Origin of the sequence: Blastomonas natatoria (assembly GCF_003201955.1) — a bacterium.
GTDB classification, from domain to species: Bacteria; Pseudomonadota; Alphaproteobacteria; order Sphingomonadales; family Sphingomonadaceae; genus Blastomonas; species Blastomonas natatoria.
In genome coordinates this window covers 1-21,525 of record NZ_QJJM01000001.1, presented here as the reverse complement: position 1 = coordinate 21,525, position 21,525 = coordinate 1, and the positions used below count along the sequence as shown (strand labels likewise).

The following is a 21,525-nucleotide window of genomic DNA, read 5'->3' as shown; positions in this document are numbered from 1 at the left end:
AGATATGCAGTGGTCCAGCGCCCAGCTTCAGGGCTGTATCGTCGCAAGTCCCGATGGCCGCGTCGACGAGGCCACCGCCGAAGCCTTTACCGAACATCTGGTGAGCAGCGTGACATTGGCTGCCGATTGTGCCGGCAAGAAGCTGATCGTCGATCTGGCGGGGCTGGATTACATGTCCTCGCGCGGATTGCGGGCACTGACACTGGCCAAGCGCCAGGCTGATGCCGCAGGCGTGGCGATGGCGCTGGCCCGTCCCAACGAGGTCATGCGCGAGATCCTGGCGATCAGCCGCTATGACAAGCTGTTCGCCGTCACCGACACCATCGAGACTGCAATCTAGTTCAACGGCGACATGGGGACGCCAAGGCACGACAGGGGGGAGATGCCATGCTGGTCCGGTTCTGGGGAACGCGCGGGTCGCTGCCTGTCGCAGCGACGGCCACGATCGTGCAGGACAAGGTGGCGCAGGCGCTGCTGGCGGCTTCGGGCCGAAGCTTTGCCGATCTCGACGAGGCGCGCAGCTTCGCCCGCAACGAGCTCGACTTCGCCACCAGCGGAACCTTTGGCGGTGCCACCACCTGTGTCGAGATAGAGGCTGGCGATCCGGCGGCTGGCGATCCCTTCATCATCTGCGACATGGGCAGCGGCCTGCGCGGCTTCGGCCTTGATGCCATGCGCCGCTGTTCCGAAGGCCATGCCCGTACCTATCATTTCTTCATGTCGCATCTGCACTGGGACCATATCATGGGCTTCCCGTTCTTCGTGCCGGCCTTCGACCCCAATGCCCATATCGTGATCCATTCCGGGCATGAGGATGCAGAAACCGCGCTGCGGCGGCAGCAGGAGGAAATCTCGTTCCCGGTCTCTTTCGACTGGCTGCGCGCCAGGATCGAGTTCGTGACGCTCAAGCCCGGCGAGACCTATCGGATCGGTGCAGTGCAGGTGGAGGTGATGGAACAGCACCATTCGCACAGCAGCTTCGGCTATCGCTTCACCGATGCCAGCGGCAAGGTGGCGGTGTTCAGCACCGACAGCGAGCACAAGCTGGAGAAGATGGAAGGCGAAGCCGATGTCGCGCATTTCTTCCGCGAGGCCGATCTGGTGATCTGCGACACCATGTATTCGCTCGCCGACAGCGTGTCGATGAAGGAAGACTGGGGCCATTCGAGCAATATCGTCGCGATCGACCTGTGCCATGGCGGACGTGCCAAGAGGCTCGCCCTGTTCCATCACGAACCGGTCTATTCGGATGCCGACATCGCTCGGATGCACGCCGAAAGCATGCGCTACGAGGAACTGACCCGCGAGCACGATCCGCTGGAGGTGCTGTGCGCCTATGACGGCCTCGAAGTCCAGCTCTAGCCCATCGCGTCCTGCGATCCCCCGGCGGGGGATGTGGCTGGCCGCGCTGGCAGGCTTTGCCCTCGCCGCCCTGCTCAGCCTCGCGCTGAACCCGCGTGCCGAGAATGCAGTGTTCGACGGGTGGCAGCATCTTGCACCGCGCGACCTGTCTGGCAGCGACGTGCGTGTCGTTGCCATCGGCGATGAAAGCCTGGAAGTGATCGGCAGCTGGCCCTGGCCGCGCCGGGTGCTGGCAACGATGACCAGACGCATCGCCGAAGGCGGCGCCGCTGCCATCGGCTTCGATATTCTGTTCGTCGAGCCCGATGCGGTCAGTCCGACCCGCTTCTCGCGGCTCTATGCGCCCGATGATCCGGCCATCGAGGCCTGGCTCGACGGGCTGGGCAGCATGGACGACGAATTTGCAGACGCAATCAGCGCCGCGCCGGTGGTGCTGGGCCGTGCCGGCGTCACACTGGGCGGCGCCGAGCCCGCGAATCTGACGCAATGGGCCACCATCACCGGCTCGCCGCCGCCAGCTCTGGTCCGTTATCCGCTGGTGCAGAGCAATCTGGCGGCGCTGGAGGCACGCGCGCCCGGTTTCGGCCTGCTCAACGGCGCGCCTGATGCCGACGGCGTGGTGCGCAGCGTGCCGCTTGTCCTGAAGACCGGAGAGGTTCTGGTCCCCGGCCTGGCGCTGGAGATGGTGCGTGTCACCATCGAACAGCAGAGCGGCACCGATCCGCAGATCGTCGTCGACCCCGCCAGCGTGACCATCGGCCAGCGCCGCATCCCGATTGACGCCCAGGGGCGGATGCGGCTGCATTTTGCAGATCTGCCCCAGACGCAGATCCATTCCGCGATCGAGATCATGTCGGAGGAGTTCGACCTGTCGCAGCTCAAGGACAAGATCGTGGTTGTCTCGCTGACCGCAGAGGGCACGCAGGACATTGTTGCGACCCCGCTCGGTTCGGAAATGTACGGGGTCCTCGTCCAGGCCCAGGCCGCAGATGCCATCCGCCGGGGCGGCTGGCTTGTGCGGCCGCCGATCGTCAGGGCCGCAGAATGGATCATCGGAGCGCTGCTCGCGATGGTGCTGCTCGTTCTCGCCACCAGTCAGGCGGGCGCTCGAAGCCGCTGGCTGGTGCTGATGATGGCGGGCGCCGGCCTGCCGCTGGCGAGCTGGCTGCTGTTCAGCCTTGGCGACCTTCTGTTCGATCCGATCCGTCCGCTGCTGCTGGCGAGCGGCAGCGCGCTCGCGGTGTTTGCCGCGCTGTTCGGCGAGGCGAGGCGCGAGCGTGCAGCGCTGCGCGATGCGCAGAATCGCAGCGAGGGTGAGCTGGGGGCGGCACGCGCGATCCAGCTGGGCATGCTGCCCGATCGTGCCGCTCTGGCGAAGCTCGACCCACGCATCGATATTGCCGCGCAGCTTGAAGCGGCCAAATCGGTCGGCGGCGATTTCTACGACATCATCCGGCTCGACAAGGATCGCATCGTGATCCTGATTGCCGATGTGACCGGCAAGGGCGTGCCTGCGGCGCTGTTCATGGCCCTGTCCAAGGCCCTGTCGCGCAGCGTGATGCTGCGCAGCCCCGGCGGGCTTGCCGATACCGCCGCGATGCTGAACGAGGAACTGATGCGCGACAGCGGCGATGCCCTGGGGCTCACCATGCTGCTCGGCATACTCGATCTTGCCAGCGGCCGCGCCGAGTTCGTCAATGCGGGCCATGACAATCCGTTGCGGATCACGGGCGACGGCAGGGTGGTCGAGGAGGCGATGGAGGGAGGACCGCCCTTCTGCATCATGGATTATCCCTGGCCGGCCGAGGCCATCGTGTTGCAGCCCGGCGAGGCCATCGTTCTGATCACCGATGGAGTCACCGAAGCACAGGACAGAGCGGGTCAGCTCTTCGGCAATGACCGCACGCGGGCTGCATTGCTGACGGACCAGACCAGCGCCGCGGCGATGGTCTCCAGCCTGCGCGACGCGGTCCGCGGCTTCGAGAACGGCGCAGATCCCAGCGACGACCTCACCGTGGTTGCCTTCCGCTATCTGGGTGCTAATCCCGCCGCATGAAACTGGCAGGAGGCTCCATGTCCGACATCGCAAGACCCCGTCGCAGCGCGCTCTACATGCCCGCATCCAACGCACGGGCCCTGGCCAAGGCGCGCAGCCTGCCTGCCGATGTCATCATCCTCGATCTGGAAGACGCGGTCGCGCCCGAGGCCAAGGAGATTGCGCGAGAAGCAGCGATCGCGGCGGCGGCAGAAGGCGGCTTCGGGCATCGCGAACTGATCATCCGCGTCAACGCGCTCGATACGCCCTGGGGTCAGGATGACGTCGCCGCTGTCGCGCAGGCGGACGTGGACGGCGTGCTGGTACCCAAGGTCAATCGCCCGAGCGACATCACCGCGTGCAACGCCGCGCTCGCCGACGCGCCGTCGCGGCTGAGGCTATGGGCGATGATCGAGACCTGCGCGGTCCTTCCGCATCTCGACGCACTCGCCGCGCTGGGCCGTTCGACGCGGCTGTCGACCTTCGTCATGGGCGTGAACGATCTGGCCAAGGAAATGCGGGCGCGGCTGACGCCCGAGCGCACGCCCTTCCTGCCGATCCTGACATTTGCGGTAGCCGCCGCGCGCGCGCACGGCGTCGCGATACTCGACGGGGTGTGCAACGAGTTTCGCGATCTGGCCGTGTTCGAGGCCGAGGCGCGCCAGGGGCTGCTGTTCGGCTTTGATGGCAAGACGCTGATCCATCCCGATCAGGTCGAGCCCTGCAACGCCGTCTTCTCCCCCAGCGACGAGGAACTCGCCTGGGCGCATGCCGTCATTGCCGCTTTTGCGCTGCCCGAAAATGCCGGCAAGGGCGCGATCAGGGTCGAAGGCAGAATGGCCGAACTGCTCCATCTGGAACAGGCGCGGCAGCTGGTGGCAATCGCGGAGCGAATTGCCGCTTCGGCCTGATTATCCCGCGCGGTTCTTGCGCCTGAGATCGCCCTTGCAGCGCTCGGAACAGGTCTTCACATTGTCCCAGTCGCGCGCCCATTTCTTGCGCCAGGCAAAGGGCCTGCCGCACGCCTCGCAGACCTTCTCGGGCAGAGTCGACTTGGTATAACGCTTGTCCGGCATGATCGGGGATATGGGCGTGGGCGGGGGCGTGCGCCAGAGGCAGCGCAAAAATCGCATGCCCCATCTTGCCGGGCCGCCGGTGCGCGCTATCGTGGCGCCCATGCGCACCCTTGCCCTGGCTCTTGCCGCCCTCGCCCCCATCGCTGCCCACGCCCAGACCGAGCCGCCGCGCATCGCGCGCTTGGCGGTTCAGGTCGAGGAGAAATCGATCTCCGAACTCGCCGCGATGCTCCGGACCGGCGCGGTCAGCAGCGAGGAACTGGTCCGGGCCTATATGGATCGAATTGCAACGCTGGACCGCCAGGGACCGATGCTCAACAGCGTGATCGCTGTCATGCCCGGCGCGATCGAGGACGCCCGCACCCTCGACGCCGAACGCAAGGCCGGAAAACTGCGCGGCCCGCTGCATGGCATTCCAGTGCTGATCAAGGACAATATCGAAGCCAAGGGCCCCGTCCCCACCACCGCCGGATCGACGGCGTTGCTCGCCAATGTCACCGACCGCGATGCGCCGCTGGTGGCAAGGCTGCGCGCGGCAGGTGCGATCATCCTGGGCAAGACCAACCTGTCGCAATGGGCGAACATCCGCTCGAACGATTCGGTCAGCGGATGGTCGAGCGTCGGCGGGCTGGTGAAGAACCCCTATGCGCTCGATCGCAATGCCTGCGGTTCTTCCTCGGGCAGCGGTGCGGCAGCAGCGGCGAGCCTCGCGGCGGCAACCATAGGTACCGAGACAGATGGGTCGATCATCTGCCCCTCGTCCATCAACGGCCTGGTCGGGTTCAAGCCCACGCTCGGCCTCGTGTCGCGTACGCATGTGATTCCGATCAGCCATAGCCAGGACACCGCAGGCCCGATGGCGCGCTCGGTCACCGATGCGGCGCTGCTGCTGACCGCGCTGGCCGGGACCGACCCCGCCGATCCGGCAACTGCCGAAGCCGACAAGCGCAAGACCGACTATGCGGCCGATCTTTCGTCCGATTATCTGAAAGGTGTGCGGATCGGCGTGCTGATGGACCGGCGCGGCGGCAATGCGCGCGTGCAGGCGGCGTTTGCGCAGGCGCTGGAGAAGCTGAAGGCCGCAGGAGCCGAACTGGTCGAGATCGCGGACAGCCACTCTGGGCTCGACGGGTTGGGCGAGGCCGAGTTCAAGGTGCTGATGACCGAGCTCAAGGCCGACCTCAACGCCTATCTCGCGACCACGCCTCCGCAGGTGACCGTGCGCACGCTGAAGGACGTGATCGCGTTCAACGCAGCGAACGCGGAAACCGAACTGGCCTGGTTCGACCAGTCGCTGTTCGATCTGGGCGAGAGCGAGAAGGGGCCGGACGACCCCGAGTACAAGGAGGCGCTCTCCAAGTCGAAGCGGCTCGCGGGGGCGGAAGGGATCGACAAGCTGCTGAAGACGCACAATGTCCGCTTCCTGGTCGGCCCCAGCAATGCCCCCGCCTGGGTCAGCGATCTGGTCAATGGCGATCACAGCATCGGTCCAAGCCAGAGCCAGTTGCCCGCGGTCGCGGGCTATCCGCATATCACCGTGCCGATGGGCTATGTTGCCGGGCTGCCCGTCGGCCTGTCGATCATCGGTGGCCAGTGGCAGGACCATGCGGTGATCAAGGCCGGCTATGCCTTCGAACAGGCCAGCAAGGCGCGTGTCGCGCCCACTTACGCCGACAGTGCGGACGCCAAGGCGGATCCGATAGGGAAGTAGCCGCTCGCCCTCACCGAAATCCTCCCCGAGCTTGTCTCGGGGAGGGGGACCACCGATCGAAGGTCGGTGGTGGAGGGGAAGCGAGATGGCACGTCATTTGATCGTTGCACGCACTCGCTGCCCCTCCACCACCCGCTGTGCGGGCGGTCCCCCTCCCCCTGCAAGCTGGGGGAGGATTTTGAGGGAGTCACAGCCCCAGAATGTGCTTCGCGATGTGATAGATCGTGTGCTGTTCGATCGTGCCGTGGAACAGCTGCGCCTGCGGGCCGGCCGCCTTGAGCACGACATCCTCGCCGCCATGCGTCTCGCCCGAGGTCGGGACGAGCGACTGCTGCAGATAGTTCAGCGCTTCGGTATCCTCCTCAGCCGGATCGGCGCGCTGTTCGCCCACCTTGGCACCGGGACCGTTGGCATAGCCCAATGTCGTGTACGCCTTGCCGTCCTTGGCGGTGATCGGCTCGCCGTCCTCGGTCACGCTCGCCAGCCCGAAGATCGAGTTGCCGCGCGGCGGATAGCCGGCGATGGTGAAGACATGGCTGTGATCGGCGGTGACCAGTACCAGCGTCTCGTCCAGGTTCACCATCTCCAGCGCCCTGGCGATGGCCGCATCGAACGCGATCGTATCGTCGAGCGCGCGGTGCGCATTGCCGCCATGATGCGCATGGTCGATGCGCCCGCCTTCGACCATCAGCACATAGCCCTGCTCTGACGATCCCAGCTTCTTGACTGCCAGCTCGACCATCTCCGCCAGCGAAGGTTCGCCCGCCTGGTCGTTCGCGCGATCCGCCTCGAACTGCATATGGCTGGGTTCGAACAGGCCCATGACCGGCGCGTTGTCCGCCGGGTTCAGCGCCGCGAATTGCGCCGCGTTCCAGATATACTGGCCCTTGGGATGCTTCTTCTTCCATTCGGCGATCAGGTCGCGGCCATCGGCGCGGCTGCCCTTCTTGCCTGCATATTCGGGATCGGTCTGGTCCTTGGGCATGAACGCGGCGCGGCCACCGCCGAGCACAAGCTTCAGCCCCCTGGCATGCGGCCATTCGACCAGCTGGCGCGCGATGTCATGACAGGTCGCACCGGCGGGAAGCTCGCTGTCCGCCTCCCAGTTGCGATCGACGCTGTGCGCATAGGTCGAGGCTGGTGTTGCATGGGTGATGCGCGCGGTCGAGATGAGGCCAAGTGCCTTGCCTGCGCCTTCCGCCTGTTCGAAAAGGGTCGGCACGTCCTTGCCCGCCGCCGTCTCGCACTTGCCGCGCAGCGCCGCCGGCGTCACCGAGAGAATGCCCGAGCGCGTTTTGGTACCGGTGACCAGCGCCGTCGCGGTCGCGGCGGAATCGGCCACCTGAAAGTCATGGCTATAGGTTTTGACCAGCGCGGAATAGGGCATGGCGTCGATCGCGGTTTCGGTCGATTCACCGTCACGCCCGGCCTTCTGGCCCTGCCAGATGCGACCTGCGGTGAGCGTGCTCACCCCCATGCCGTCGCCGATGAAGATGATGAGGTTCTTGGCCTTGCCGTTGCGCGCCTGCATCGCGAGCCGTGCCTGCAACTGCTCCTGACCCTGCGCGGCATAATCGGCTGCGGTCTGCTCGCCCCGCTCCTTGTCGGGTGCGGCTTCCTTGGGCGCATTGTGCTGGGCCAGCGCGGGTGTGGCGGACAGAGCGGCCAGGCACAGCAGGGCGGCGAGTGGACGGTTCATGCAACGGGACTCCTTCAATAGCGGTGTCGCTGTGTCACGAAGCCATGACAAATTCGAGACTTTTCAGGCCGTCCGTAACGCAAACGATTGCAGCCGTTTGACAGACAGGCTTGACCGCAGCCATTTTGCATTGCAGCATCGTTGCATGGCCGATATTGACACCGCTTCCCTCGCCCCGATCAGTCAGAACCCCGATATCCGCTATCTGGGGCGGATATTGGGCGACGTCATCCGTGCCTATGGTGGCGAAAAGCTGTTCCGCCAGACCGAATATATCCGCTCCGCCAGCGTCGATCGCCATCGCGGCATTGCTGGCGCGGACGAGATCGATACCGGGCTCGAGGCGCTGAACCTTGACGATACGTTGTCCTTCGTGCGCGGATTCATGCTGTTCTCGATGCTCGCCAATCTGGCCGAGGACCGGCAGGGCGTTGCGCAGGAAAACGGGGCGACCGTTGCGGAGGCCGTCGAACGGCTGCGCCAGAATGGCGTTGCCGATGAAGCGATCAACGATCTGCTGGCCCATAGCCTTATCGTCCCGGTGCTGACCGCACACCCCACCGAGGTCCGCCGCAAGTCGATGATCGACCACAAGAACCGCGTCGCGGACCTGATGAAGCTGCGCGATGCGGGGCTTGACGAGACACCCAGCGGCGATCGGATCGACGAGGCGTTGCACCGCCAGATCGCGCTGCTCTGGCAGACACGGCCCTTGCGCCGCGAGCGGCTGTTCGTTGCCGACGAAGTGGAGAATGCGCGCGCCTATATGCAGGACGTGTTCCTGCCGGTGCTGCCGATGCTCTATGCCCGGTGGGAGCGCGTGCTGGGCCACCGTCCGCCCGCCTTCCTGCGGCTGGGCAGCTGGATCGGTGGCGACCGCGACGGCAACCCCTTTGTCACCGCAGAAGCGCTGCGCCATGCGCTGGGACGGCAGGCCGAAACCGCGCTCGTCCACTATCTCGACGGCGTCCATGCACTCGGCCAGGATCTCAGCATCGCCACCGGTCTGTCGAACACGCCTTCTGCCGTTCTGGAACTGGCGGAAAGCAGCGGCGACAACGCCCCCAGCCGCGCCGACGAGCCCTATCGCCGCGCGCTCGCTGGCATCTATGCGCGGCTATGCGCCACGCATGTTGCGCTCACCGGCAAGCAGCCGCCGCGGCCTTCCGCGATCGATGGCGAGGCTTATGCGAGCCCGGGCGATCTGCGGCGCGATCTGGTGGTGCTTGCCAATGGCCTGGCGGATAATGGCGCCGGAATTCTGGCAAGCGGCGGCGCGCTGGGCCGGTTGATCCGCGCGGTCGAAATCTTCGGTTTCCACCTCGCGACGCTCGACCTGCGCCAGAACAGCGATGTGCACGAGCGCGTCGTCGGCGAGCTGCTCAAGGTCGCGGGCGTCTGCCCCGATTATTCCGCGCTCGACGAGGCGGCGCGCATCGCGCTGCTGCGTGCCGAGCTGGGTCACTCACGGCTGCTGATCAATCGCTGGCACGATTATGGCGAGGAAACGGTCAAGGAACTCGCGATCGTCGAGGCAGCGGCACAGGCGCACGCGCGGTACGGGCCGCAATCGATCACCGCGTACAATATCAGCAAGGCCGAAAGCGTGTCGGACATGCTCGAGGTGAACCTGCTGCTCAAGGAAGCCGGTCTCTATCGCCCCGGTGCCGTACCGCAGGCCGCGATCATGGCGGTTCCGCTGTTCGAGACGATCGGCGACCTGGAGAACGCGCCGCAGATCATGCGCGCGTATTTCGCGCTGCCCGAGATCGCCGCGCTGGTCAAGGCGCGCGGCTATCAGGAGGTGATGGTCGGCTATTCGGACAGCAACAAGGATGGCGGCTATCTCACCTCCACCTGGTCGCTCAACCATGCCAGCCGCGCGCTGGCGAAGGTTTTCGCCGAAACCGGCATCGCGATGCAGCTGTTCCACGGCCGTGGCGGCGCAGTCGGGCGCGGCGGCGGGTCAAGCTTCGCCGCCATCCGCGCGCAGCCCAGGGGCACGGTGCAGGGCCGCATCCGCATCACCGAACAGGGCGAGGTCATCGCCGCAAAGTACGGCACGGTCGAGAGTGCCGAGCTCAATCTCGAGGCGATCACCTCGGCCGCCCTGATCGCGACGCTCGACCATGACGGGGTCAGCGAGGCCGACGAGACGCGCTTTGCCGCCGCGATGGACATGATCTCGCGCGATGCCTTCCGCACCTATCGCGATCTGGTCTACGGCACCGAAGGGTTCAACCAGTTCTTCCGCGCGGCTACCCCGATCAGCGAGATTGCCGATCTGAAGATCGGATCGCGCCCTGCCAGCCGCTCCAAGAGCCAGCGGATCGAGGATCTGCGCGCCATTCCCTGGGTATTCAGCTGGGCGCAGGCGCGCATCATGCTGCCCGGCTGGTATGGCGTGGGACAAGCACTGGGCGGCTTTGCCGACAAGGGGCTGCTCGCCGCGATGGCGCAGGGCTGGCCCTTTTTCCAGGCGCTGCTCGGCAATATGGAAATGGTGCTCGCCAAATCGGACATGACCATCGCGCGTCATTATGCAGGACTTGTGCCCGACGAGGCCTTGCGCGAGCATGTATTCGGGGAAATCCGCTCAGGCTGGAACGCTGCGCACGACAGTCTGCTGAGCATCACCGGCCAGCCGCGGCTGCTGGCGAACAACCCCGCGCTCGACACCTCGATCCGCCTGCGCCTGCCCTATATCGAGCCTTTGAACCTGCTGCAGATCGAGCTGATCAAGCGCCACCGCGCAGGCGAGGCGGACGAGCGCATTTCCGAAGGCATCCAGCTCTCGATCAACGCGATCGCGACGGCGCTGAGGAACAGCGGGTGATGGGTATCGGCAACGCTATCTGATCTGAGTGCTGCCACGACCGTGCGGAAAAACGATCTTTTTCAAGCCGAACACGGCCTGGGCTGCGTCGCAGCAGCGGTCGAGCTCGGGAACGTCGGTCACGATATCCTCGGGGTATAGATACGTGATCCGCGTGTCGCCGCCACGGACAAGACAATGCATTTCGTCCCAGCGGCTGCTGAGCGGCTCCATGGCCCAGAGCTCTAGCAGCGTGTCGCGATACTTTTCATAATCGGGCTGAGCGAAAGCGACATAGCTGCCACGATCCAAGAACCGCGCGAGGCTCATGTATCGGCTTTCGACCGCTGCAATTAGGAGCGTGCCGAGGGGACTGAAGCTGCTCTCTGCGCGCAGGGTCGAGACGAGATCAGCAATCAGTTCGCCTTTCCATCGCCTGGGCCCCACGTTCCACATTGTTTCCCCCTGTCGTACGCTAGGCACGGCTCTGCCCGTCGCTCAGCGCATCTTTGTACGCCATCCCGTGCGAGGAAGTTTCTGCGCGTCGCTGGGCATGGGCGGATATCTGATCGGAAAATCCCCGAAATAGGAAATGACAAATGACTCTCGGTCATCATAAGGCAGCTGATCTTCGGGCACATCCTGTGGATACACGATCTTTGAGGATGCTCCTCCGTCCTTGATGAAAATCTCGATTCCCAGCGGCACCTTGTCAGGTGGTGGCACGAACCTGAGATCATTGAGAAGATCGACATTTGTGAACTCGTCTTCGGTGACGAAGATATACTCCACAAATCGTTGCCTACCTACATAAACCGAATAACGGACGCCGCCGTCAAGGTCAGCCAAAACGAGGATTCCTCGATTGTCGGCTCCATGTTTGCGGACAAGATTGCAAGCGACATCATGAATGATGTCAGCCATCTCGGTCATCCAGTCGCTCATTTTTTCCTCCGTGATTTAAGCTTGACTGGTGAGTGGCCGGGCCGATTATCTATCTTTTCATAAATGGTCGGCCCTCCAGTGCTATACCAGATATGGACGAAGTCAGGCCGTCTTGATCCTTTTGGATAGTCGATCTTCATCTTGAACGACACATCCTTGCCTTCGGCTTGAGCGTCGGCCCATATCTGCTCGACCACGCGGTAACGGCCACGGTTCGACGACCTGTCCTGCGCAAAATGGTTGAAGGCGTCATTGGGCCCGTTGAACCGATGTGCGATGAAATGACCACCGTCATCGGTGGGGAGCCGGTCAGGCTTGCCCGCATTCCGCTGCGCCGATCGTGAGCGTGGCGTCTTCGCTTCGGTGCCCAGCTTCGGAACCTCGATTTCGTGCGGGTCGCCCCTTTTATCGAGGTGATATGTATATCCGTTGCGCTTGACGGGTCGCAGCGGAGGCGTTCTGACAGGCTGGACTGGCGCAGGCCTGACAGGGGGCCTTGGCCATGGAGCGGGTTTGGCAGGAAGACTGCCCGGCAGATGCCGGCGCTTTTGTGGCGCTGGCCTAGGCTTTGGCTTGACCGGTGCCGGCTTTCCGAACGAGCCACTGGCACCCGCACCGCCAAATGATCCCCCGCCTGGATTGATCGAGCTACGCTTGCGTGGTGCCGTCGCCGCGGACCTTGCGCCGCCCGACCCATGATGCCGACCCTGGCCTGCGAAGGTGAAGCGCCCGTCGTCGGGATCGTGCCAAGGATTGAACTTGCGCTCGATCCCGGCGCTCGCCTCGGGATTCGGCCAGCGCCCTGTTCGCATCCAGATCGCAAAGCCGCTTTGCTGCCCATGCGCCGAATCCCGCATCTTGCCGCTCCTGTCAGGAAAAACGGCAAGAACATATCAGCAACATTTTCCAACAAGTCAATCACGGGCTGGCATTCTGAGCCTGTTCACAGCACCTGATTGGTCCGTTTCGGATGCATCTCTATGACTTTTGTGATGACAAACAAAAAACGGCGGCGGACCTTTCGATCCGCCGCCGCCTGTTACCTTCGAAGGGGAAGGTTTACTGGTTCGGAGTGGTTCCGGGAACTTCGCTGGGAGCGATTTCGCCGTTGTCATCCATTGCGTTGGCCTTTTCTTCGCCAGCCGCTTCCACCGCGTCAGCCTGGTTTTCCAGGGCATCTTCCTGGGCTTCGGTCGGAGCCTGATCGGCCATGTCGTCGATCGCGTCAGCCTGGGCTTCGGCCTGGTCTTCGACCTGGTCGGCCTGTTCGCTCTGGCACGCGCCGAGGCTGATGAGGCCGATGCTGGCGACGCTGGTGAGAATCAGTTTACGCATATTTCGCTCCACTTCCCTGTTGATGCACAATGCATGAAGGCCTCTACGGGTGGGGCGTTGGAGGGTTGCAACGCCTTGTAAAAATTTTCCTGGAGCCGCAGCGCTCGCTGCCCGGACACGCGCCGCCTAGCCAAAGCACCGCAAAGCTGCTTAAGAGCTTGCCTGATTGGCCCTGGAAATCCTGTTTTGACATCATCGCCGCCGCACAACAGACCCGAGTCACCGGATGCTGCATCCGGGCCGGATGCCGCCGCGCAATCGGGCGATGATCCCAGACAGGGCGGAGACATCCAGGCGCTGGCCAAGGGCGGGCGTACCAATTTCTTCGGCTTTCTGCTCCGCCTGGCGGCGCGCCTGCCGTTTCTTTTCATCGCCGGGCGCCTTTACGGAGCCGAGGCGCTGGGCCGCTTCGCCTATGCCATTCTGGTCGTCGAATTCGCCGCGCAGCTTGCCACGCTCGGGCTGAAGCGCGGCCTGGCCGCCCAGCTCGCCCGTACGTCGCGTCCCCACGCCCAGGTGGTCGCCGACGGCATGCTGGTCAGCTTCGTCGCCTCGGCCATTGCCGCGACAGGGTTGATGCTGCTGCCCGAGATCATGTTCCCCAACAGCACCGCAGGCGAGATCGACCGGCTGCTGCCGCTGGTGATCTTTGCCGTGGCCGGATCGGACGTGGCGCTGGCGGCGCTCGCCTATCGGTTCGACATAGCCGCAACGGTCCGCGCGCGCTCGATCATCGAGCCCTGGACGATCAGCATCACCGCCTGGATCTTCTATTATCTAACGCCGACCGACGGCCTGATACTGTCCTATATCGCCTCGATGGTGGCGGCATTCATCGCCTCGATCATTCCCATGCTGCGCAACTACGGGATGCCTGCAGGCTGGATGCCGCGCCCGCTCAAGCTGCTCCGCATGGCGCGGCGCAACGCTCCGCTGGCCGCTGCAGATGCGATCGAATGGGGCAGCCGCCGCCTCGATCTTGCCGTGCTGGGGCTGTTCGCAGCACCAGCGGTGGTCGGCGTCTATTACATCGCGCAACAGGTCGCCAGTCTGCCGCAGAAGCTCAAGACCAGCTTCGACCCCATCCTGGGCCCGGTGATCGCGCGCAACCTGCAGAGCGGCAAGATGGCCGAGATCGCTCGCCAGGTCAGCCAGGTCGGTTTCTGGATCATTGCCGCGCAACTGGGCGTTGCCCTGGCGCTCGGCATTCCGGGCGAAGGGGTGATGGGCCTGGTGGGACCGAATTTCGTCGGAGGTACGGGCGCGCTGGCCTTTCTGCTGGCGGCAGAGGTCGTCGCGGCAACTGCAGCAGTGAGCGAGGCTGCGCTGGTCTATATCGCGCGCCACCGCAACCTGATGATCTCGCTCGCCATGCTGGCGCTGCAGGGCGGATTGAGCGTCGCGCTGATCCTGAGCGCCCAGGCGCTGGGCCTGCCACCGCTGTTCCAGGCGGCGAGCGTCGCGCTGGCACTGGCACTGGCCCTCGGTTTCGCTTCGATCGTCAAGGCGCGGCTGCTCTCGAAGCTGCTCGGTGCGCCGGTCAATGGCTGGCGCTGGGCCCTCGTATGGGCGGGGGCAGCAGCGACCGCCGTGGGCTGGGGCTTTACCAAGCTGCCCGAATGGGCCGAACTCGCCTTCGGCATCCCCGCCATTCTGGGCGTCTATGGCTGGGTGATCTGGCGGCGCGGGTTCGGACCCGAAGACCGAGAGCTGTTCCGCACCCGCAAGGACAGCGCCGAATAGCGCTGCCCTTGACAGGAAACCTTACTGGCCGACACCCATTTCGGTGAGCAGGCGCTGCGCGCCATCCACCTTGTCCATCGTCCACAGCATGAAGCGGCTGTCGACATGGATGGTGCGGTTGATCGCGGCATCGTACGACCAGTCCGACACCACGCCGTCAAGCGTGCCATCGAACGCCAGACCGACAAATTCGCCGCGCGCATTGAGCGTGGCCGACCCCGAATTGCCGTTGGTAATGTCGACGGTGGAGAGAAAATCGACCGGCAGCGTGCCCAGCTTCGCGTCGGCATAGCGCCCGAAATCGCGCGCCTTCAACTTGTCGATCGCGGCCTTGGGCGCGTCGAACTCACCGCGGCCGGTCTGCTTGGCGACCAGACCCTCGGCCGTGGTGAACGGCGTCCAGATCAGCCCGTCGCGCTGCTTGCCCATCACCTTGCCATAGGTGAAGCGCAGCGATCCATTGGCGTCGGGATAGAGTGTGCGGCCCTGTTCTTTGGCAAAGGCGATCTGTCCCGCCATCACCGCCGAGCGTGCCGCCTGCAGACGACCGGCGCGTTCCTTGGCCTTGTCCTCATCAGCCTTCTGGCCCGGATAGGCAGCGACGGCGAGCTGGATAAAGGGATCGCTCGAGGCCTCGAACTCGGCTGCCGGCTTGTCCATCCAGCCGATGCGTTCAGACGTATTGCCAAGCCGGGTATCGCCATAGAGCCGGTCCATCCTGATCTCGGCGATCTTCGCTTCCAGCGGCGCGTTGCGCTTGTCTGCGGCAACCTTGGCATATTCGCCCAGCGCCTGTTCGAACAGCACGCGGTCGACACCCGCATCGAAGCGGCGCTCGACCTGGGTCAGCCGTTCGCGCATCGAGAGGCGATCGCGATCCTGATAGCCTGGCTCGCGCTGGGCATCGGGCTTTTCGCGCTCCTTGGCCCAGCGATACAGCAATTGCGCCGACGTAAGCAGCTGCGCGCGGTTGATCGTGGCAAGGCGCAGGCTGTCGACCCGCGCCTGGTTGGACTCCGCCACCAGCGCGTCGAGATCGGTCAGCGCCTGGCCGTACATCTTGGTGCGCGCCGGATCCGCAGCCACCCAGGCGCGGAATTCCGCATCGGCCCGGTCCTTGCGGCCCAGCAGGTCGATGGCATCGGCCCCGGCAATCTCGCCGAGCAGCTTCTTCTTGTAATTGTCCGATCCCTTGAGGATCGAAGCGTATTTGATCTCGGCCTCCTTGTTGCCTTTGACTGCCTTTTCGATCGCCGCCGAATAATCGGCGCGCAATTGCTGGTCGGTGGCATAGACCTGCTCGAAGTTATGGCGCACTTCGGCAGCGGTCCAGTGACGCTGGGTCACGCCGGGGAAGCCTGCGACCATCACAAAATCGCCTTCGCGCAGCGGCTTGTCGGCGATCTTCAGCCAGGACTTGGGCTTGTAGGGCACGTTTTCCTTCGCATAGGGCACCGACGAACCATCCGGCGCGACATAGGCGCGGTAGAAGCCGAAATCGCCGGTATGGCGCGGCCATTGCCAGTTGTCGGTCTCGCCGCCGAAATTGCCGATACCGCCCGCCGGTGCATAGACCAGCCGCACGTCCTTGATTTCGAGCTGCTGCTGCAGGAAATAGGTCTGCCCGCCGAAATAGGGGCGAACGTCGCACCGACGGTTCGCCTGCTTCTCGCATTCCGAGATCAGCGCCTTGCGGTTCGCTTCCAGCCGGTTGTAGCGTTCGATCCCCGACAATTTGGTGGTCACACCCTTGTTCATTGCCGCCGTAACGTCGCGCAGATCCTCGATCACATAGATGCGCGATCCCGGCGCCGCAGGAAGCTCGTCGCCATAGGTCTTTGCGAGGAACCCATCGGTCAGATAGTCCTGGCCCGGCTTCGAGTTATACTGGATCGAGCCATAGACGCAGTGATGATTGGTCGCGACAAGCCCTTCGGGGCTGACGAACGAGGCTGAACACCCACCCAGAGACACGATGGCGTTGAGCGGCGCCACCTTGAGATTGCCGAGGTCCGCAGGCGCAAGCTCAAGCCCCGCCTCCTTCAGCTTGTCGCCCAGCGCGGGAGTCTGTCCCGGCAACCACATGCCTTCTTCAGCCCATGCAGGGGCAGCCAGCAGCAGGGCAGTAGACGCAAGCAAAACAGAATGGCGCATTGAGAACTCCGCGATAGACCTTGATTGGCTTGCGGCCAGATAGACCAGACCAACAGGCGGAACAAGAATGGCAACGCCGCCGTCAATACAGACGGGCTGCCGCTTCAGAAATCGACCGTCAGGAACATCGTGACCTGTCGCGGGGCATTCACCTGATAGCTGCCGCTGCCGATCAGCGCGAGGTCATAGGTGTTGGCGACATTGAGCATCGTAACCCTGAGCAGCGCGGGATTGTCGCCCAGGTCGAACCGCCAGCGAAAACCCGCATCGACGATCGTGCGCGCGGGCAGGATGACCAGGTTGCGCGTATCGGCGGCGCGGGTTCCGCGATGCGTGACGTTGAGCGTGAGTTGCACGCCATCGAGCCCGGGCACTTCATACTGCGTGGACAGCGTCAGGATCTGCGAAGGCTGACCCAGGGGCCTGCGTCCGACTCTTCCCTGCTCCACGGCTTCGCCGGTGACGCGCGGCTTCATCAGCACCGCGCCTGCCACCACGGTCAGCCGGGGCACCAGAGTGCCGGTTGCGGAAAGTTCGACACCGCGATGGCGGACATCGCCCAGTTCGCGGAACAGATTGGCGCTGTCGGCCGCAAAATAGGGTTTGCGCACATCGAAAAGGCCCGCGACCAAGCTCATTCCGCCCGGAATCTTCCAGCGCAGCCCGGCATCGACCTGGCTGGTCAGGATGGCGGGCAGCGCCTCGGTCCGGTTCGCGGCATTGTCGGGCGCGATGCCGCTTTCTTCCAGCCCTTTGGTAAAGCCGCCGTAGAAGGCGAGCCGCTTCGTGGCCTCGATCGACGCGGTGACATTGGGCAACCAGGCCTCATCGTCGGTGCGCGCCAGCGGCGCGCCGGGGCGATCGACGCGCTTGCGATACCAGGTATGCTGAAGTCCGACGCTCAGCCCGCCGACACCCTGCCAGCGCCCGTCGTAAGCGATGCCCGCAATCGCCTGACGCACCGTCTCGCCGGTCTGCGGATTGAAGCGAAAATCGGGCTCGGGCGCATCCAGCAGCTCGTCGACCGGCGCCCGCGCATAGGTCACCGATGCCCCGCCGCCATAGCGGCTCACCCGCTCGCGCCCGCGCAGCGCGGCATGCAGGGTATGACGGCGCGGGCCCTCGATGAAGCTCTTGCTGATCCGCAATTCGCCGCTGGTTCCGGCGAGCGACAGCGGTGGGTCGCTGGTGATGCGACGCACCGCCGTGCCGTCGGGGCGCAGCGCCGTGAAATTGGTCGCGAAATTGGTCGCGCTGTCGGACGTCGATCGGAACAGCCCCGCTGCCAGATCCCAGCCACTCCCCAGCCCCGCCTTGGTCAGCGCGCCGTAATGCTGCACCGTATTGCGCTGGTCCGCCCATTCGGGTCCGGGGAATTTCCGTCGCTCGATCCTGGGCGGCAGGAACGCGCCTTCCGGCGTGTACAGCGGCGCGGCCTCGCGATTGTACAGGTCTATCCGGCTCCAGAAGGGGATCACCTCGATATTGCGCCCCGGCTTCCAGCGCGCTGCCAGCGCATAGGACCCGAAGAAGGACTGGTTGCCGGGAGCGAGCTCGTCGACAAAACCGGCTGCGCCCGCCACCAGGCTGAGCCTGTCCTTGATCACCGGTATCTGTGTGTCGATTTCCAGCCTGCCGCCGCCCCAGCTGTTGAGGCCCAGCATGGTGCTGACCACCAGATCATTGCCCGCCGGGCGGATCTTGTAATCGACGATCCCGGTGGGCGCGGGGAAGAGATAGTTCTGCGCGGTCAGACCGACGCGCACGACATTGCTCTGCACGAGGCGATCGGTGAACGAGGCCGGACGGTCGAAATACAGCCCCTCCAGCCGGATATTGTTGGCGGTGACCGGCGAAAAGCCGCGCACGTCGCTACCACTGTACAGCCCGACCCGCTCGTTGCCGATGCTGGTGCCGAACGCATCTTCGGCCCCGGCAGCGGCATTGTCGGTGACGCGCTGCGCCTGCGCCGCGGACGAAAGGGAAAGACTAGCCGCCGATAGCAGGATCGAAGCGCGGAACGCGCTGCAGGTCTTCCGGGCCGAAAGGTTTTTCGCTGAACAGATAATCATAATAGAACTCGCGCAGGCGCTGGTGGTAAGCGCGAATGCGCATCTGATAGTCAAGCTGGGCGGCGACATCGGTGCGGGCCAGTGCGGTCATCGCCTGGGCCAGGCCTGCAGGCGGCAACAGCCATCCGGCAGCCTTGGCAAGCTCGGCACGCCTTTCGATCCCCTCGCGATAGGCCCGCGATTCCTCGGCGACATGCAGGTCGCCCAGATGCTGGAAGGCGAAATACCATTTCCAGCTGAAGGTTTGCGGGATCGCCGCACCTGGGGCGAGCCCTGGATAGAGCTTGAGGAAATCGCGCATCGTCTGGTCGCGCGGACGATCCCATCCGGCATGAACATATTCGCGATTCTCGCGCGCCAGCGCTGCCCCGTCGGGCACCGGCACCGCGGCATTGATGGCAAGATTCGCGCCCGCAGGCGCGACGAGCGTCAGCGCGAACCAGATCGCTGCGAGCGATGCTGCATGCACCGCCGACCGCGCGCCCCGCCGTGCGACGACCAGAATGATCGCAGTCCAAAGCACCGCTACCAGCACGATCAGCCCGGCAAAGCCTGTCGCACGCAGCGGTGCAGTGCCCGCGATCAGCGCGCCGACCAGAAACGGCAGCAGCAGGGCGAGGAGAACACCGCCAACGCGCACCAGTACGCGCGCGCTCCACAGCCGCCGGTTCGCCCCCGGCAGCGCGGCGAGCGCATGATAGCGCCCGGCTTCCCGCTCGCCCGACCACAGATCATGCAACAAGGCGATGAGCACCAGCGGCGCAAGATAGATCACGACAAAGGCGAGATCGAACCGGCCCGGCAGCGCGAGTTCGGGATTGGCCGCCTCGTTCTCGTAAATCTGCGCTTCGAGCGCCAGCGAGCGAACGCGCAGCATGGCGGGCGCGATGTCGCGGCTGCCCAGTGCGGCAAAGGCAAGGTCCGATGGCGCATCCCAGGTGGGCTGAAACCCGTAATAGGCGCCCGATCCAGCATCCTCCACGAATGCCTCAAGCGCGCGTTCCTCGACAGGTTGCCCAGCGAGCATGCGGTCGATCGCAGCCCGATCACGCGCGACGCTTGCAAGACCAAGTCCGACTGCGGCGCTCGCGCAGATCGCGAGCAGCAGCAGCGCGAGCATCGCGGATCTGCTGCGCAGCACTAGCCAGATTTCGCGCGAGATACTGGTCATGCGCGTGCCCTCTCGAGGCGACGGCTCGCGACCGCGAACAGGGCCAGGGCCAGTGCGACCCACAGGCCAAGCACCGCGAGGGGCATCGCCATCGCGCTGGCGCGCTGGGCGGGACTGGGCGCGGCAAAGTCGAAATCGGGGATAGACTTCCAGAAATCCGCCGAGATGCGGGTACGGCGGTCGGCAATCGGATCCTTGCTGCGCGCCGCATCGTCGGCGCTGGCGACCGCAGTGGCCTGCAGCCCGTTGAGCTTTTGCACCATGTCATAGCGATAGGCTTCGGCGGCGGCGAGGAACGCCAGATGCGTCCCAAGATCGGTCGCAGCGCCGGTCATCGAGGCGCGGCGCACCGCGAGCGCCGGGCTGATCACGCCGAGCACGGTCAGCCGATCGACCTGCGCATTCTGGATATCGGCGGCACGCGCAGCATAGCGCTTGAACAGTCCGGAGGTCAGCCGCTCGCCTTCCTGCGCGAGCACGCCGCGATAGTTGAACGGCAAGTCCTCGACCTTGCTGACTCCATAACGCTTGAGCAGAATTGCCTTGAACTCGGCAAAATGCGGGTCGTTGGGATTGTGGCTGTCACCAATGCGCCGCAGGTCGGCAGCGATGGCGAATTCGGTGTCCACCCGGCTCGGCTGTCCGTCGTCAGAACATTTGGCACAGGTCGCGGCGTAAATTAGCGGAGTGCGGGCCTCGTCTGTTGTTGGGTTTTAGGCGGCGAGCTTACGGTGTTGCAAGCGCCGATGTTCAATGGTCTGTCGCTTGATCCTTTCGCGTTGTTTGATGATGGCTGGTGCCCTGCCGAAGTAGGCGTCTGCGGGCGTCACGTTGTTTAGGCTCTCGTGGTATCGGCGGTGGTTGTAGTGCTCGACGAAGGTCTCGATCTGGGCCTCAAGGTCGCCGGGCAGGAAGTAGTTCTCGAGCAGGATGCGGTTTTTAAGGGTCTGGTGCCAGCGCTCGATCTTGCCCTGGGTCTGGGGGTGCATCGGGGCGCCGCGCACGTGGCTCATCTTGTTGGCCTCGATGTATTCAGCCAGTTCGCCCGCGATGTAGCTGGGACCATTGTCGCTGAGCAGCCGGGGCTTGTGCAACACCGTGGCGCTGTCGCATCCGGATGCGACCAACGCTACATCCAGCGTGTCGGTCACATCCTCGGCCCGCATGTTGGTGCACAACTTCCAGGCGATGATGTAGCGCGAGAAGTCGTCGAGCACGGTGGAGAGATACATCCAGCCCCACCCGATGATCTTGAAGTAGGTAAAATCGGTCTGCCACATCTCGTTCGGCCGGGTCGTCTTGGTATGGAACACATCAGCCGCTTTCACCACGACGTATGCCGGGCTGGTGATCAGATCGTGGGCCTTGAGCAGGCGGTAAACCGTAGCTTCGGACACAAAGTATTGG

General features: G+C 64.5%; 18 protein-coding genes. 7 read left to right on the top strand and 11 right to left on the bottom strand.

Going from position 1 to position 21,525, the window contains the following annotated elements; translation table 11 throughout:
- Positions 1–4 precede the first annotated feature (4 nt).
- From C7451_RS00090 to C7451_RS00075, 4 genes are read left to right on the top strand one after another with little or no spacing between them, the layout of a single operon-like run.
- On the top strand, positions 5–340 hold the full coding sequence (locus tag C7451_RS00090; RefSeq protein ID WP_244181448.1) for an STAS domain-containing protein: 336 nt from the start codon (positions 5–7) through the stop codon (positions 338–340).
- Positions 341–387: 47 nt separating this feature from the next.
- Positions 388–1,362: an MBL fold metallo-hydrolase gene (locus C7451_RS00085; RefSeq protein ID WP_110296956.1), complete on the top strand. Its 975-nt coding sequence runs from the start codon at positions 388–390 to the stop codon at positions 1,360–1,362.
- A gap of 31 nt (positions 1,363–1,393) precedes the next feature.
- Positions 1,394–3,418, top strand: a complete 2,025-nt coding sequence (locus tag C7451_RS00080; RefSeq protein ID WP_208625105.1) for a CHASE2 domain-containing protein — start codon at positions 1,394–1,396, stop codon at positions 3,416–3,418.
- A gap of 17 nt (positions 3,419–3,435) precedes the next feature.
- Positions 3,436–4,308, top strand: a complete 873-nt coding sequence (locus tag C7451_RS00075) for an HpcH/HpaI aldolase/citrate lyase family protein (protein ID WP_167398376.1) — start codon at positions 3,436–3,438, stop codon at positions 4,306–4,308.
- Here the strand turns inward: C7451_RS00075 and C7451_RS00070 are convergent, their stop codons facing one another.
- The gene (locus C7451_RS00070; RefSeq protein WP_023839412.1) at positions 4,309–4,473 is read right to left on the bottom strand and encodes a DUF2256 domain-containing protein; all 165 of its coding nucleotides are present in this window, start codon (positions 4,471–4,473) and stop codon (positions 4,309–4,311) included.
- A gap of 55 nt (positions 4,474–4,528) precedes the next feature.
- Between C7451_RS00070 and C7451_RS00065 the strand changes: the two genes are divergently transcribed.
- Positions 4,529–6,184, top strand: a complete 1,656-nt coding sequence (locus tag C7451_RS00065; protein WP_244181446.1) for an amidase — start codon at positions 4,529–4,531, stop codon at positions 6,182–6,184.
- Positions 6,185–6,371: 187 nt separating this feature from the next.
- On the opposite strand, the gene C7451_RS00060 is transcribed toward C7451_RS00065, so the two are convergent.
- Positions 6,372–7,883, bottom strand: a complete 1,512-nt coding sequence (locus C7451_RS00060) for an alkaline phosphatase family protein (protein WP_110296954.1) — start codon at positions 7,881–7,883, stop codon at positions 6,372–6,374.
- A 145-nt stretch (positions 7,884–8,028) separates the two neighbouring features.
- Between C7451_RS00060 and ppc the strand changes: the two genes are divergently transcribed.
- Entirely contained in the window at positions 8,029–10,719 is a 2,691-nt protein-coding gene (gene ppc, locus C7451_RS00055) for a phosphoenolpyruvate carboxylase (RefSeq protein ID WP_110296953.1), read from the top strand.
- 15 nt (positions 10,720–10,734) lie between these two features.
- Here ppc and C7451_RS00050 read toward each other — a convergent pair whose 3' ends face one another.
- The 4 genes from C7451_RS00050 to C7451_RS00035 form a co-directional block, all read right to left on the bottom strand.
- Entirely contained in the window at positions 10,735–11,154 is a 420-nt protein-coding gene (locus C7451_RS00050; protein WP_146215255.1) for a hypothetical protein, read from the bottom strand.
- A gap of 42 nt (positions 11,155–11,196) precedes the next feature.
- On the bottom strand, positions 11,197–11,643 hold the full coding sequence (locus C7451_RS00045; RefSeq protein ID WP_110296951.1) for a hypothetical protein: 447 nt from the start codon (positions 11,641–11,643) through the stop codon (positions 11,197–11,199).
- Positions 11,640–12,500 (bottom strand): DNA/RNA non-specific endonuclease, encoded by an 861-nt coding sequence (locus tag C7451_RS00040; RefSeq protein WP_244181444.1) that lies wholly within the window; start codon positions 12,498–12,500, stop codon positions 11,640–11,642. Before C7451_RS00040 ends, C7451_RS00045 begins: the two co-directional genes overlap by 4 nt.
- 202 nt (positions 12,501–12,702) lie before the next feature.
- The gene (locus C7451_RS00035) at positions 12,703–12,978 is read right to left on the bottom strand and encodes a hypothetical protein (RefSeq protein ID WP_110296950.1); all 276 of its coding nucleotides are present in this window, start codon (positions 12,976–12,978) and stop codon (positions 12,703–12,705) included.
- Positions 12,979–13,266: 288 nt separating this feature from the next.
- Here C7451_RS00035 and C7451_RS00030 point away from each other — a divergent pair, with 288 nt between their 5' ends.
- Positions 13,267–14,721, top strand: a complete 1,455-nt coding sequence (locus C7451_RS00030; RefSeq protein ID WP_110297383.1) for a lipopolysaccharide biosynthesis protein — start codon at positions 13,267–13,269, stop codon at positions 14,719–14,721.
- Positions 14,722–14,742: 21 nt separating this feature from the next.
- Here the strand turns inward: C7451_RS00030 and C7451_RS00025 are convergent, their stop codons facing one another.
- The 5 genes from C7451_RS00025 to C7451_RS00005 all read right to left on the bottom strand — a co-directional run.
- The gene (locus C7451_RS00025) at positions 14,743–16,875 is read right to left on the bottom strand and encodes a S46 family peptidase (protein ID WP_110296949.1); all 2,133 of its coding nucleotides are present in this window, start codon (positions 16,873–16,875) and stop codon (positions 14,743–14,745) included.
- A gap of 104 nt (positions 16,876–16,979) precedes the next feature.
- A complete protein-coding gene (locus C7451_RS00020) occupies positions 16,980–18,947 on the bottom strand; it encodes a TonB-dependent receptor domain-containing protein (RefSeq protein ID WP_110296948.1) in 1,968 nt (655 codons plus the stop codon).
- On the bottom strand, positions 18,865–20,118 hold the full coding sequence (locus C7451_RS00015; RefSeq protein ID WP_110296947.1) for a DUF3526 domain-containing protein: 1,254 nt from the start codon (positions 20,116–20,118) through the stop codon (positions 18,865–18,867). Before C7451_RS00015 ends, C7451_RS00020 begins: the two co-directional genes overlap by 83 nt.
- Positions 20,115–20,747, bottom strand: coding sequence for a DUF3526 domain-containing protein (locus C7451_RS00010; protein WP_244181442.1), 633 nt, complete (start codon positions 20,745–20,747; stop codon positions 20,115–20,117). Before C7451_RS00010 ends, C7451_RS00015 begins: the two co-directional genes overlap by 4 nt.
- A gap of 84 nt (positions 20,748–20,831) precedes the next feature.
- Positions 20,832–21,525: DDE-type integrase/transposase/recombinase (locus tag C7451_RS00005; protein WP_146215254.1), on the bottom strand; the 694-nt coding region annotated here is incomplete at its 5' end.

Bases quoted from the DNA above. Each gene is read 5' to 3' on its own strand.
- C7451_RS00015 (WP_110296947.1), bottom strand. From the start codon at position 20,118: ATGACCAGTATCTCGCGCGAAATCTGGCTAGTGCTGCGCAGCAGATCC.
- ppc (WP_110296953.1), top strand. From the start codon at position 8,029: ATGGCCGATATTGACACCGCTTCCCTCGCCCCGATCAGTCAGAACCCC.
- C7451_RS00040 (WP_244181444.1), bottom strand. From the start codon at position 12,500: ATGCGGGATTCGGCGCATGGGCAGCAAAGCGGCTTTGCGATCTGGATG.
- C7451_RS00075 (WP_167398376.1), top strand. From the start codon at position 3,436: ATGTCCGACATCGCAAGACCCCGTCGCAGCGCGCTCTACATGCCCGCA.
- C7451_RS00045 (WP_110296951.1), bottom strand. From the start codon at position 11,643: ATGAGCGACTGGATGACCGAGATGGCTGACATCATTCATGATGTCGCT.
- C7451_RS00060 (WP_110296954.1), bottom strand. From the start codon at position 7,883: ATGAACCGTCCACTCGCCGCCCTGCTGTGCCTGGCCGCTCTGTCCGCC.
- C7451_RS00020 (WP_110296948.1), bottom strand. From the start codon at position 18,947: ATGATTATCTGTTCAGCGAAAAACCTTTCGGCCCGGAAGACCTGCAGC.
- C7451_RS00070 (WP_023839412.1), bottom strand. From the start codon at position 4,473: ATGCCGGACAAGCGTTATACCAAGTCGACTCTGCCCGAGAAGGTCTGC.
- C7451_RS00025 (WP_110296949.1), bottom strand. From the start codon at position 16,875: ATGCGCCATTCTGTTTTGCTTGCGTCTACTGCCCTGCTGCTGGCTGCC.
- C7451_RS00050 (WP_146215255.1), bottom strand. From the start codon at position 11,154: ATGTGGAACGTGGGGCCCAGGCGATGGAAAGGCGAACTGATTGCTGAT.
- C7451_RS00065 (WP_244181446.1), top strand. From the start codon at position 4,529: ATGCCCCATCTTGCCGGGCCGCCGGTGCGCGCTATCGTGGCGCCCATG.
- C7451_RS00090 (WP_244181448.1), top strand. From the start codon at position 5: ATGCAGTGGTCCAGCGCCCAGCTTCAGGGCTGTATCGTCGCAAGTCCC.
- C7451_RS00085 (WP_110296956.1), top strand. From the start codon at position 388: ATGCTGGTCCGGTTCTGGGGAACGCGCGGGTCGCTGCCTGTCGCAGCG.
- C7451_RS00035 (WP_110296950.1), bottom strand. From the start codon at position 12,978: ATGCGTAAACTGATTCTCACCAGCGTCGCCAGCATCGGCCTCATCAGC.
- C7451_RS00080 (WP_208625105.1), top strand. From the start codon at position 1,394: ATGTGGCTGGCCGCGCTGGCAGGCTTTGCCCTCGCCGCCCTGCTCAGC.